Raw genomic sequence first — 12599 nt, 5'->3', positions numbered from 1 at the left:
TCGACCCATAGTAATCCAAATTTTCCAAAAAGTATTTTCCTAGTTATTAACGACCAAATAAAAATAGCAATGAAAAATTTTGAAGTATTAAACACTGAAGATTTAAAAACTATTAAAGGTGGATACCAAGACAAATGTATTAACGAAGATATCCTGGTATAAGAAAAATTTGAATAAGTAGATCGTATTTTTTATATTTACTTTTTCCTTATCATATTCAATATGAACACCTTTGAAGAATTAACAATTCAGGAGCAAGACAATACACTTGGTGGTTACCAAGATAAGTCGATAAATGAAGACATTCTAGTCTAACAAATTCCCATACCATATTTTCATGATTGCATTTTTAAAAGATGTATTTGATTGAGCTTTGTAGTGTAGGCTATAATCAAGAAATGTAAATAAATTATAGACAAATTCATTTAAATGGAGAAACGTCCTACATATAAAGAATTGCAACGACAATTAGCAGAAGCGCGCGCTCAGCTCGAAAATACCGAGAAGCTGAAAGATGCATTTCTAGCCAATATGTCGCATGAAATTCGAACGCCCATGAATGCTATTGTAGGAGCATCAGAACTTCTTCGTGATGATTCTTTATCGAAAGAGGATCGAAATGAATTTACAAAAATACTGTCATCGAGCAGTAAAGAATTACTGGATCTATTCAATAGAATCCTCGAACTATCGCAATTAGAAAGCGGTGCATTGGAATACAACGAATCAGAAATTGAAGTACATGATTTACTGGTTACATTGTATTCGGCCTACGGGCAAAAGATTAACATGAGCGGTAAAAATTTGGTATTAAATTATACCGAAGATTTACGTGATAATAAAATATTCACTGATCAGAAAAAACTAACCAAAGTACTATCTTATCTCCTTGATAATGCATTGAAATTTACAAATTCAGGAGAAATTGATTTTGGTTGTGCAATTCAGGACAGACACAATATTCTTTTCTATGTGAAAGATACTGGACCAGGAATCAGTGATCAGCAACAAGCAAATATATTTAAGAAGTTTACCCAAGTTGATAATTCATATACCAGAGAACATTCAGGTGCCGGTTTAGGATTAAGTATCAGCAAAGAATTGGTTGAATTTCTTGGAGGCAAGTTATACATAGATTCAAATTTGGGAGATGGTTCAATATTCTATTTCACAATTCCATTTAAATTCTCAGAATCAAATCTTGTACTCAAAGAAAAAATTGAAGCTATATTGAAACAAAATATTAACGAAATATATTCTTCGTCTAATACTCGAAAGAATATTGCTATTTAGGAAAATTACTAGGGATGTTAAAAGGAGCTTGCTGGTCACAAGCTCCTTTTTCTATTTTGTTTTAAGTGATATTTCTTTGTAATTGATAATAACATCGAGTACAACCGCAAAAATCATCATGTTATACTTTTGATCAAAATCTGTAAAAATCAGTATACATGCAACTAGCATTAAAAGAATTCCTAATCCTTTTAAAAGTTCAGAAAATTTTAATTGACTTATTCTTTCAGTATTCAAATTAAATATTCTGTAAACTATATTTAAGCCAACACCCGAAGCCAAAATGGCTACTCCATATGATTCAGCTTGTAAAATAAAAAGTGCGCCTACAATAATTAACACCGTTGCAAGCGTATAAAGAATTGATAAAAATCGTTTCATTTTAAAGTATTTCTAGAAAAGTAATTCCGGATCACTAAAATTGTTTTTTCCGAGATGTGAATAAGCTAAAGGAGTAACTTCTCTTCCTCGCGGAGTACGTTTAATGAATCCTTCTTTAATCAAAAATGGTTCATATACCTCCTCAATTGTGCCGCTATCCTCGCCTACTGCAGTTGCAATGGTAGAAATTCCAACTGGTCCTCCACTAAATTTATCAATTAGCGTATTTAAAATCCTGTTGTCCATTTCATCTAAACCATGCTTATCAATATTTAAGGCTTCAAGAGAAAATTTGGTAATTTCTATATCAATGGATCCGTTTCCTTTTACCTGGGCAAAATCTCGTACTCTACGCAAAAGAGCATTTACAATACGAGGTGTTCCTCTACTTCTTGATGCAATTTCTCCAGCTGCTTCATGAGTAATCTCAACATCAAGAATACTTGCACTACGCTCAACTATTTTAGATAATATTGGCAGATCGTAATATTCAAGATGACAATTTATACCAAATCGAGCTCTTAGTGGTGAAGTTAACAATCCGGAACGAGTTGTTGCTCCAATTAAAGTAAAAGGATTTAATTCCAGTTGAATTGATCTTGCAGCTGGTCCTTTATCAATCATGATATCAATTTTAAAATCCTCCATTGCTGAGTATAAATACTCCTCTACAATAGGACTTAATCTATGAATCTCATCAATAAAAAGAACATCATTTGCTTCCAAATTGGTTAACAAACCTGCAAGATCACCAGGTTTATCGAGAACCGGTCCTGAAGTAACTTTTAATCCAACTCCTAATTCGTTGGCAAGAATATTTGATAAAGTAGTTTTTCCGAGTCCGGGAGGTCCATGAAGCAAAACATGATCTAATGCTTCCTCACGCATTTTTGCAGCTGCAACAAATACATTTAGATTCTCAACAATTTTCTTTTGTCCACGGAAATCTGAAAACTGAAGTGGTCTTAGTTTATTATCTAATTCTTTTTCTTTATCCGAAAAGTTATGGCTTCGTATGTCCAGGTTATCATCCATGCGACAAAAATAATCTGAAAATCTTTAATTCCAGTAGAAATCCTTAATCAAAAGTAAACAATGCTAGTTAAAAATTTGTGAAAGATACCTTGAATTGAGAATTACAAACCTAGATTTGTCAAAACCTTAAATAAATGGTCCACATCGAACGGTTTTGACAAGTGAGCATCCATACCATTCTCGATACATTTTTCTTCGTTAGCGACCATTATATCGGCTGTGAGAGCAATAATTGGAATACGTTCTTGCCCATTTTCAATTTCTCTTATGATTTTCGTAGCTTCTAATCCGTCCATTTCTGGCATCATTACATCCATTAAAATAAAATCATAATTTCCCTCTTTATACATATCAACAGCTTCCAAACCATTATTTGCAACATCGATTAAATAACCATATCGCTTTAAAGTAAATTTAACTACCGTTTGATTCAATTTGTTGTCTTCAACAAGAAGTATTGAATAATTTTTAGCTTCCCAACTCATTCTCTTCAGTGTGGATTTTCTATAGATTGCAAGATAACAAAATCATTGAAATAATTAAGTAAACATCCCAAACAAATCACAGTTGAATTTCAATCTTGATTTAATCCCTTTTTGCAATTATCAACACTCATATTATTAATATTAATTTTTTTAAAATTTCTAAAAAATAAGATGATTATTATATCCTGTTAATAATGTTGGTAAGAGAGCACTAATTTTATTGTTTTTCTGCCATAAAATAGTCTAATAACAGGATATTAACATAGATTGTTAATACAGGGAGTTTGAATTAGAGTAGAATACATACTTTATCAACTTCCTGTTGATAACTATGTTTTTTGATAATTTAGTTTCTTGCGGATATTAACAGCCTGTTGAAAACTGGTTGAAAGCTTTGATAACACTGGTAAAAAATAAAATTGGTATCTGGGAAATATTTTTCTATACAATTTCAATTTTGTTAGTTCCAAAAAATACTTTGGAATTTTTAATAAGGAAAAATCAACAGTATGTTAACTGAATGTGAACAAATCTGTTCATAAGTGAAAAGGTTATAGCTAAGCTATTTTATTTCAGATTGATACGTTTCAACAATTCATTTGATAAGCAGTTTTAGACAAAATGCCTGATTTTAGGCTTGGAAAATTGGTCATTTTGAAAACAACTCATATAATTTACTTAGTTTTGTACTCCAAAATTAACTTGAACAAAAACCACATAAAGGCAACACTGTCTTTACTAATTTTAATAAGATGAAAAAACTAAGAATTGCATTGGCTGCTGATCATGCAGGATTTCAGTTTAAAAATGATTTGGCTGAAATTTTGAAAGCAGAAGGATATGAAGTAAAAGATTTCGGTACTAACTCTGAAGAAAGTATGGATTATCCTGATACAGCTCATCCATTAGCTGCAGCAGTTGAAGCAGGAGAGTTTGATTTTGGCTTTACTCTATGTGGAAGTGGAAATGGTATTACCATGACAGCGAACAAACACCAAAAAGTTCGTGCTGCTTTGTGTTGGACTGCGGAAATTGCTGGTTTGGCAAGATCGCATAATGATGCAAATGTATGTGGTATTCCTGCTAGATTTATTTCATTTGAAGAGGTAAAAGAAATTGCAAAAATCTTTCTAAATACTGAATTTGAAGGTGGCAGACACCAGAAGCGAATTGATAAGATTCCTTTGTAATATGGGGCTTTTTTAATAAAAAGAATCATAATAAATAAGGAATTAAAGAATTAAAGATGCTTAATTAGTTGTAATTATTGTTATCTTTGACCTGATTGTTAGATAAATGTGGAGTAAAAATAAAAATTAAAGATGTTATCGAATACTTGTAAATATGCAATTCGCTCAGTAATTTATTTGTCGATAAATGCAAAAGAAGGCAAAAAAATTGGAATAAAGAAGATATCAGAGGAGCTGGAAATTCCAACACCATTTTTGGGTAAAATTTTACAAAGCCTTGCAAGACAAAAGTTACTTACATCAACTAAAGGACCTCACGGTGGATTTGGAATGGGTAAAGATCCAAGTGAAATAACCCTGATGAATATTGTGGAAATTGTTGATGGATTGGATATGTTTGAAAATTGTTTAATTGGAATTCGTCCATGTAAATCCGATAATAAAGCACAAGCAGCTTGTCCTGTTCACAATCAGTTTGGGCATATTAGAAAACAGATATATGATCTGTTTAAAGGAAAAACAATTGGTCAATTAATTACCGAAATGGAAAATACAAATGAGTATATAACTCTATAAGATTTTCTTTAGAAAAGATATTTCACTAAAGGGCTTGCGATTTAACAGCAAGTCCTTTTGTTTTTTAATCCATGGATATAGTAAAATTGCCATAATCCCTCCCAAAATATCAGCTGCTAAATCAATATAATCACCACTACGATTGGTGAAATAATTTTGTTGTAAATATTCTATTGTACCACCATAAACAGCAACTAAAATTATTGTTATCAGTAATATTTGAGATTTTTTCAACTTGGTTTGAAAACTTAATTCTGCCATTAAAAAAATTCCCATAATAAAGAACATTCCAAAGTGAACAAGCTTGTCGAAATGTGGAATGTGAATGGCAGATGTTTTTGGTAAATCGTTGCCTGGAATAGAGCACAAAATAAATATAATTATTGCCCAAATAATATTTCGCCAGAACAATTTTCTCTTCATAAATTTATGTATATCGATAATAGTTGCTCAAAGTTAGCAAGCTATTTTAAGTTATCAAGTTCATAGTATAAATATGTTTGAATCAATATGCTATTGACCAATTTACCAGAATTTCGTAATTTGAATATTATTTGAAATTTTGTTAAACTGAATTCTGCCTGTTATGACTATGAAAGCTACTGAAATGATGGAGATGTTGTGTTCTGAAAAAATTAACACATGGTTTGATTTAGGATTATTTATTGATCGTTTTAAGGAAAACAAATCAATTCCGGTAGTTGAGTTTAATCAAAGTTTTGAAAGGTTTAAATCTAATATTAATAAAAAAGGGATTGCTTTTTCTACCTTTTATTATTCTATTGATGGTGTTAGTATCGAGGTAGAGAAATATGCAAAAACATTCCGGTACAATTTTGGCGATGATATTAAAATACATTATATCGCTGGTAAATTTTATCCAGAGGCTTCTAAGATTATGGATTCAAGAACCAAAACCTTTGCCATTGAAGAAATGCAGGGATTTGATGATTGGACACTATACAAAGATTTCTACTTTACCAAATTGGAACGTGGAAGTAAGGAATACAATGCTTTGATTGTAAAATTTTGGGATCAAACTCTTTCCATTTGTGAAAAGCTAGCTACGTATATAGATAATAATAATATTGGCTTGTTATATCTTATAAACTTGTGTTCAAATCCGGGAAATGTAGCCGCTGCTTTGGCTACAGTTTTGGTTTCAGAATACATGGGTATTCCTGTAATTAATAATAATCATGATTTTTATTGGGAAGGAGGGAATTCTGAAATTAACAAAGAGGTAAAAGGATTGAAAAAAGGGCCTCGTGACTTCTTCTTCCTGAACTCACATCTTGGTGAATTTTTTTCACAATTGGAGGTGTTATATCCATGGGAATCTCGTTCGTGGATGAATGTAAATATTAACAAAAAGCAAAGCGAATATCTGATACATTATAAAGGACACAATCCTGCAAATGTTACTGAAATTGGAACGGCTGTTGATACTACCGAATACAACAATATTGATAAGAGAAGAAGAATAGAATCTCTTTTCCAGATGGAGAAGATGCTGAGTCGATATCACAAAAAAGCGTTGATTAGCTATTCGGTAAAAGATGTATTGGAATACAAATTGGTGAGCAAGAAAAATCCCGAACCCATTTACATTGGATACAAAACAAAGGCGATGCATAAATTCTTGTCTGAGAATATTATTTTTTTGCAACCAACCAGGGTGATTTCAAGAAAAAGGATTGAATTGGGATTCGATCTTGTTGGTAAAATGTTACAAGTTGAGAGTTTAAAAGAGAAAATCAGAGAATCGGAGGATTTAAAAATTACCATATTAATTACCGGACCAATTCCTTTAGGGCAATATCCTTATTTTCAAAAATTGTTAACACGATTTCAAGAACTTTTAGAACGTATTGATCCGGAATTTAGAAAAAGAGTATACTTGGGATTTTTGTTTAGTGAGATGGATAAAAAAAGATTTAAGAATCATTTTGAAAACCCTATTGGTATTCCTGAATTATATAGTATTTCTTCCTTGATATTATTGCCATCGAAAACAGAGGGGAGAGGTTTGCCTATTTTAGAAGCAGCAGCAGCAGGTGTACCAATATTTTGCAGAAGATACCAACCCGAAAATGTTTATGCAGAAGTTATAGGTGAACATCTGCCTGAGAAGGAAAGATTAAAAGTTATTGAGTTTACTGGCAGAAGCATACTTGATTCGCATGTGAATGAAACCATAGAAAAGGTATTCTTTCCTCACATTCATCACCGAAGTGTAAGTCATAATAAAGCAGTAATTGATAAAAGGTATAGCATCAACTCTTTAAATTCGGGTATAGAAGAAATTGTAAAAAAACTCTATTTGCAGCTGCAATCAAATCAGAAAAACTTAGACGAAGTTGGAGAGCTATACAAATATTACAAATCAAAAGTAAAATTTACTAATGATGATGTAGAAGCTCTTGTTAATACCGAAAACAGACACTATTTGCCAGGTTATGGAAGGTTAGGTTTTATGCTTTATTTGAAATCCTTAATCGATCCGAGCTCGTTTAGAATGGAGGAACAGGAAATTAGGGGAGGTACCTTTTATTTTGCTAAACGACAGATTGAAGACCATCCGGATTCAGATAATTTAGGTTTGGATCAAGTGCATAACTTTTACAATTCGATAGATAACCTTTTTGCTGTGCGGAATGGTGAAATTTCAATAAGACACGACCATTCTTTTACCTATCGACACAGAAATAAAAACTACTACCTGTTTCATGATTTTACACATCAGGAATTATCAGGTATGGTAAATCTTCTTAAATCGAAACATTTGCCTCCAGGTATTGGAAGAAAAGTGAGTGGTTCGTCAAGGTTTTTTATAGATATAAATTTAGCCCTTTCGCAATTAACTTCTTCTTCAATGATTTCCATTGATGATAGAAGTTTCCTTTTCAAGAAAATGAAACAGAATATTCCGTTGGCCTATTTTCCGGGCAAGTATGTGAAATATGAGCTTGAATATTTTGTTCTGAATTCCATAAAAAGTCGATTGGGAATGGATATGCACGACCCAATAAGCGAGGAAATGTTAAAGGGAAAAAACATTGAGAAGGTATATGTATTTGCTCCTGAAGAAGCTTTAACCAATTGGACAACTGCCAGCGATATTCGAGAATTTATTGAGTGTGGTTTCGATCAGGAATTAAAAATTTTGTATGATAAAAATATTCTGCAAGTAGTGTCGATTGATTCTCTAACTGTAGGAATTCATATTCCTCAAATGGGAGAGAAGGCTTTATCGATATTACGAAAAGTAATGGATAAGAATGGCTACTTAATATCGAATAGAAGAAATGCCGCTTTTATGACAGATATATTAAACCTGGATAGATTTCATATTGGTAAAGTAACCACCGAATTGGCAGCAAATATTATGGGAATACCTAACAATACAGGATACATTCAATTTGTTCCCGCAGGAGTTCGTTCAACTTTAGCTTATCCAACTCCCGTACAAACGGCTAAGGATTTTTCGGATTTACTGCATTCTGATTTATTTAACGAATTAAGCGAAAAGTTAGGCGAACAAGAATTACTACAATTGATAAAGCAAGATGCCCAAACCAAGGGATCTACATTAAAATTGGTATTGGAAAACATTTCAAACGCCGACAATCAAAAAAAGGAAGTTGAATATTCTAATGTAACCGGAATTTATGAAGATGGATATCCATGGAATGGAATTTTGGCGAAGGCAAATGTGCAAGATGATAACGAAAATTGGGAATTTACTGCAGTTAGTTCATTGCAGACAAAAACGGTAACAAGTTTTGTAAAAGAGTTTGAAAAAAATCACAAATGCCAAGCAAAAATAGCGTGGAATGGTGGTTATATATTGAATCCTGAGTTGGTTGGTAAGTTGGGTTTGCCAGAATCCTATATTGGTTCTCCTTTAGGATTACTGATCTCAAACGGAAAGTGCTTAAGTACACCTCTCTTTAATAAGCCGGCATTGTTAATTTATCAATCAGGTAAGCTTGACATTGAAAGAGTAAATTGTAAAAGCGGCATTAGAATAAAAACAAATGATGTTGAGTTGCAATTTGAAGCTAAAAATTACAATGAATTTGAAGAAGACAAATGTGCATACTTCGATTTGATGTACGAAGAAGAAATGATTCCAGCGAAAGATTGTATTGTATATCGATTGGCGGGAAATACAGTAAAAGAAATCATTTACGATTCAAATGAAGTAAAACAAATTCCTGTTGGATTAACTTTATGCATTCCTCTTTCAATGATCAAATCAGCAATTGCAAATGTTGGTGACAAACTTGAAATTACGGTGAATGGTCTGGAGGGCATTTTACATGCAGTTGAAGCAGGTCCAATGTTGCTAAATAAAGGAAAGCAATGTATCGATATGCAAGTGGAAGGATGGAAAAAGCAGAATTCGATAAAAACACAAGCCGCCCGATTGGATTTTACAGATATGAGAGGTCCAAAAATTGCAGTGGGAATTGATAAGACAGGTAATTTATACGTACTAACCATTAATGGCAGAATTCGTGAATCGGTGGGAGCTACACATTTCGATATGGCGGGAATATTGGAAAAGTACAACATCGTTAAAGCCATGGGATTCGATCCAGGCGGAAGTTCAACATTGGTTGTAAATGGAGAAACTTTAAATATATCACCATACAATTCGAATTACGAACGAAATATTTTTTCGCTTCCACCAGAACCTCGCGCGGTTTCGAATGCTGTGATAGGTTACAAAAAAGAATAATTTTAAAGTAATGACGGCATTATGGCCGCCTCTGCAATGTAAATAAATTAAAAAACTCTGCAAACATGCAGAGCTTTTTAATTTATATAGATATCATACTTAGATCTAATATTTTTTTAAACTTCCCAGGAATGAAATATCGCTGGTTACTTTAGGATCTCCTTTGTATTTTACTGAGCCAATTCCCGAGATACTCACTCTCAACTCCTCCAATACATGAACTTTTCCGCTACCAACACCGCTAATATCAATGGTTCCTTTGAGTGCTTTCATATTAATTGCATTTACACTACCAGCACCAGAAATATCAATGTCAATTTCTTCTGATTTACCAGCAAGTTTTATGGTTGATGCACCACTATTGTCGATACTTAAACTGTTTGCAGTTAATTCTAAATCGGCAGATGATGCGCCATTAATTTCAATTTCTAATTCGTCGAACCTTAAAACCTGATCAGATTTTAGAGAAATTGCACCGTTAGCTTTTATTTCGCTTAAATGTTTAAAACCAATATAAAGTTTTAATTCTGTCGATTTGTATATGCTCTTTTCAGTAGTAATGTACAAAACATCACCTTTCATTTTACTGGTAATCACATCCAATAAATTTTCGTCGGCAACAACTTTTAAGCTGTAATCATCATCTTGCGATAAGTAGATTGTAAAAGCTCCATTTACCTTGATGGTCTCAAAATTGCCAACTTCTCTTTGTTCCGATTTTACATTACCATTTCCTTTAATACCATCGGCAAAAGTTGGTAAAGCAGTGGCAACACTAATTAATAAAATTAAAATCGGCGAAATTATTTTTTTATATCCTTTCATAGCTCAATGGGTTTATGTTTTTTGTTCTCTGTATTAAAGACGTTGGTGCATTGCAAAGTGTTGCATGAAAATAAAATTTGCACCATTAAGGTATAATATAAAACACAGAAGCTCATCTATACCGATTATTAATAATGTATGCGTCATTTGTTCCTTTTACTACAAATGTCTCACGAATTATATTTCGGCATTTCAATTAAAATTCACTCTGAAATTAAAATCTGTCATGGAAAATAAAAGAATTGCTTCTACCTTGCAAGAAATTTAATTCAATATGTCAGGAATTTATTTTCATATCCCTTTTTGCAAACAGCTTTGTCACTATTGTGCTTTTCACAAAAGTATTTCGTTGCAATCTACCAATGATATGCTGGAATGCTTTAAGATGGAGTTGGAATTAAGAAAGGATTATCTGGATCAAAAATCTGTTTCGACCATATATTTTGGTGGAGGAACACCTTCAGTATATCAACCAGATCAAATACAAATGCTAGTTGATGAGTGTTCGAAATACTGGAACATTGATGCAGATGCTGAAATTACTCTCGAAGCCAATCCTGACGATTTAAAAAAGAAATACCTCGAACAACTTCGAAATTCTTCGGTGAATCGATTAAGTGTGGGAATACAATCATTTCACGATGAAGATTTGATATTAATGAACCGCCGACATACTGGCAAGGAAGCTTACGATACCATAAAAAGAGCACAGGATTTTGGTTTTGATAATATCTCGGTAGACCAGATTTATGGAGTACCTGGCTTAAGTATGGAGAAATGGGTAGAAAATCTTGATTTGGTTTATGATTTAGATATTCAGCACATCTCTTCTTATCATTTAATGTTTGATCCGAATACGGTTTTTTCCAAAAAATTGGAGAAAGGTCAGTTGGTTGAATTGGAAGAAGAGGAGAGTTTTAATCAGTTTAAATACTTGATTGATTCGGCTCGCGAAAATGGTTTTACGCATTACGAGATATCCAATTTTTGCAAAGATGGATACATATCAAAACACAATTCGAGTTATTGGAAGCAGAAACAATATCTTGGAATAGGTCCTTCGGCTCATTCCTATAACTTAACGGAAAGAGAATGGAACATTGCACACAATTATAAGTACATGAAAGCCGTTCAAGAAGGAGGAGAATTTTCGGAGAAGGAAGATTTAAATTTCTTTGATCGATTTAATGATTTAATTCTTACCTCGCTTCGAACCTATTGGGGATTGGATTTGGGTTTGGTGAAAGAACAGTTTGGAGATGATTTGTATCGACATTGTGAAAAAAAGGCAGCAAAGTATATCCAATCGAAACACATCCGTAAAGAAAATAATGCTTTAATATTAAGCGATGAAGGTGTGTTTATTTCCAATGATATCATGTCTGATTTTTTCTACATAGAAGAAGATTAACGAATAAATAATATGGTGCTGTATGAATTAATGTGGAATTCTAAAGAAGTGCCTAAAGTACTTAGAATACTTGGAGTACTTAAAGTATTAGTGCGATAATATTTTTGTTTTTAATCAGTTTATTAAATGGAAGTTTAAATGAGTAATACCATACATTTTTACTTTAAGTTCTATTTAGTAACTCATCCACTAAAAATCACATAGAATTTAAAATATGAAGTATTTAAAAATAGCACTGTTCGTATTTTTTACGCTAATTGTAAATCAGAATGTATTTGCACAAGTTGATACGGTTCAGGTATTAAGTCCAAAACAATTTTTAAGAGTTGCCAAGTTAAACCCACAAGCTGTAGTAATTGATGTTCGATTAAAAAAGGATTTTAAAAAGGGACATATTGAGGGAGCTATTTTAGCTGAAACATCAGATAAATTGTATCAGATTATCGATTCGTTGGGAGAGAGGAAGACTTATTTACTCTACTGTAAATATGGAGAGAGAAGTATTGCTGCAGGTAAAATGCTATTTAAAAAATATAAAATTAAGGTTTGTTCTTTGGAGGATGGATTGGATTATTGGAAAGAATTAAAAATGGAAGTTGAGAAATAGCTTTCGGATTTTCATACTACCCCTCGTAAGCCAGAACATTGGTAAAATG

At 32.5% G+C, this 12599-nt stretch carries 11 protein-coding genes; 6 read left to right on the top strand and 5 right to left on the bottom strand.

The window, feature by feature from the left end:
* Positions 1-429: 429 nt before the first annotated feature.
* The gene (locus tag NQ163_RS17920; protein WP_268191708.1) at positions 430-1293 is read left to right on the top strand and encodes a sensor histidine kinase; all 864 of its coding nucleotides are present in this window, start codon (positions 430-432) and stop codon (positions 1291-1293) included.
* Positions 1294-1344: 51 nt separating this feature from the next.
* On the opposite strand, the gene NQ163_RS17915 is transcribed toward NQ163_RS17920, so the two are convergent.
* The 3 genes from NQ163_RS17915 to NQ163_RS17905 all read right to left on the bottom strand — a co-directional run bounded on the left by NQ163_RS17915 (position 1345) and on the right by NQ163_RS17905 (position 3194).
* A complete protein-coding gene (locus NQ163_RS17915; RefSeq protein ID WP_268191707.1) occupies positions 1345-1674 on the bottom strand; it encodes a hypothetical protein in 330 nt (109 codons plus the stop codon).
* Positions 1675-1686: 12 nt separating this feature from the next.
* The gene (gene ruvB, locus NQ163_RS17910) at positions 1687-2709 is read right to left on the bottom strand and encodes a Holliday junction branch migration DNA helicase RuvB (protein WP_268191706.1); all 1023 of its coding nucleotides are present in this window, start codon (positions 2707-2709) and stop codon (positions 1687-1689) included.
* A gap of 101 nt (positions 2710-2810) precedes the next feature.
* Entirely contained in the window at positions 2811-3194 is a 384-nt protein-coding gene (locus NQ163_RS17905; protein ID WP_120238003.1) for a response regulator, read from the bottom strand.
* A 752-nt stretch (positions 3195-3946) separates the two neighbouring features.
* On the opposite strand from NQ163_RS17905, the gene NQ163_RS17900 reads away from it, so the two are divergent.
* Complete coding sequence (locus NQ163_RS17900) at positions 3947-4384, top strand: RpiB/LacA/LacB family sugar-phosphate isomerase (RefSeq protein WP_268191705.1); 438 nt, start codon at positions 3947-3949, stop codon at positions 4382-4384.
* A 132-nt stretch (positions 4385-4516) separates the two neighbouring features.
* The gene (locus tag NQ163_RS17895) at positions 4517-4960 is read left to right on the top strand and encodes an RrF2 family transcriptional regulator (RefSeq protein WP_110363947.1); all 444 of its coding nucleotides are present in this window, start codon (positions 4517-4519) and stop codon (positions 4958-4960) included.
* On the opposite strand, the gene NQ163_RS17890 is transcribed toward NQ163_RS17895, so the two are convergent.
* The gene (locus NQ163_RS17890) at positions 4955-5383 is read right to left on the bottom strand and encodes a VanZ family protein (protein ID WP_268191704.1); all 429 of its coding nucleotides are present in this window, start codon (positions 5381-5383) and stop codon (positions 4955-4957) included. The genes NQ163_RS17895 and NQ163_RS17890 overlap by 6 nt on opposite strands.
* A 163-nt stretch (positions 5384-5546) precedes the next feature.
* Here NQ163_RS17890 and NQ163_RS17885 point away from each other — a divergent pair, with 163 nt between their 5' ends.
* On the top strand, positions 5547-9707 hold the full coding sequence (locus NQ163_RS17885) for a phosphodiester glycosidase family protein (RefSeq protein ID WP_268191703.1): 4161 nt from the start codon (positions 5547-5549) through the stop codon (positions 9705-9707).
* Between the two features lie 105 nt (positions 9708-9812).
* Here the strand turns inward: NQ163_RS17885 and NQ163_RS17880 are convergent, their stop codons facing one another.
* Complete coding sequence (locus NQ163_RS17880; protein ID WP_268191702.1) at positions 9813-10532, bottom strand: head GIN domain-containing protein; 720 nt, start codon at positions 10530-10532, stop codon at positions 9813-9815.
* A 274-nt stretch (positions 10533-10806) separates the two neighbouring features.
* Between NQ163_RS17880 and hemW the strand changes: the two genes are divergently transcribed.
* Both hemW and NQ163_RS17870 read left to right on the top strand, forming a co-directional pair.
* Positions 10807-11943, top strand: a complete 1137-nt coding sequence (hemW, locus tag NQ163_RS17875) for a radical SAM family heme chaperone HemW (RefSeq protein ID WP_268191701.1) — start codon at positions 10807-10809, stop codon at positions 11941-11943.
* Between the two features lie 214 nt (positions 11944-12157).
* Positions 12158-12550, top strand: a complete 393-nt coding sequence (locus NQ163_RS17870; RefSeq protein WP_268191700.1) for a rhodanese-like domain-containing protein — start codon at positions 12158-12160, stop codon at positions 12548-12550.
* Positions 12551-12599: the final 49 nt, after the last annotated feature.

This window comes from Marinifilum sp. D737 (assembly GCF_026672275.1).
Classification (GTDB): Bacteria; Bacteroidota; Bacteroidia; order Bacteroidales; family Marinifilaceae; genus Marinifilum.
This window is presented reverse-complemented; position numbering and strand designations above follow the sequence as displayed.

Excerpts from the sequence above, each read along its gene's own strand:
- NQ163_RS17920 (WP_268191708.1), top strand. The coding sequence starts at position 430 with ATGGAGAAACGTCCTACATATAAAGAATTGCAACGACAATTAGCAGAA.
- NQ163_RS17915 (WP_268191707.1), bottom strand. The coding sequence starts at position 1,674 with ATGAAACGATTTTTATCAATTCTTTATACGCTTGCAACGGTGTTAATT.
- ruvB (WP_268191706.1), bottom strand. The coding sequence starts at position 2,709 with ATGGATGATAACCTGGACATACGAAGCCATAACTTTTCGGATAAAGAA.
- NQ163_RS17905 (WP_120238003.1), bottom strand. The coding sequence starts at position 3,194 with ATGAGTTGGGAAGCTAAAAATTATTCAATACTTCTTGTTGAAGACAAC.
- NQ163_RS17900 (WP_268191705.1), top strand. The coding sequence starts at position 3,947 with ATGAAAAAACTAAGAATTGCATTGGCTGCTGATCATGCAGGATTTCAG.
- NQ163_RS17895 (WP_110363947.1), top strand. The coding sequence starts at position 4,517 with ATGTTATCGAATACTTGTAAATATGCAATTCGCTCAGTAATTTATTTG.
- NQ163_RS17890 (WP_268191704.1), bottom strand. The coding sequence starts at position 5,383 with ATGAAGAGAAAATTGTTCTGGCGAAATATTATTTGGGCAATAATTATA.
- NQ163_RS17885 (WP_268191703.1), top strand. The coding sequence starts at position 5,547 with ATGACTATGAAAGCTACTGAAATGATGGAGATGTTGTGTTCTGAAAAA.
- NQ163_RS17880 (WP_268191702.1), bottom strand. The coding sequence starts at position 10,532 with ATGAAAGGATATAAAAAAATAATTTCGCCGATTTTAATTTTATTAATT.
- hemW (WP_268191701.1), top strand. The coding sequence starts at position 10,807 with ATGTCAGGAATTTATTTTCATATCCCTTTTTGCAAACAGCTTTGTCAC.
- NQ163_RS17870 (WP_268191700.1), top strand. The coding sequence starts at position 12,158 with ATGAAGTATTTAAAAATAGCACTGTTCGTATTTTTTACGCTAATTGTA.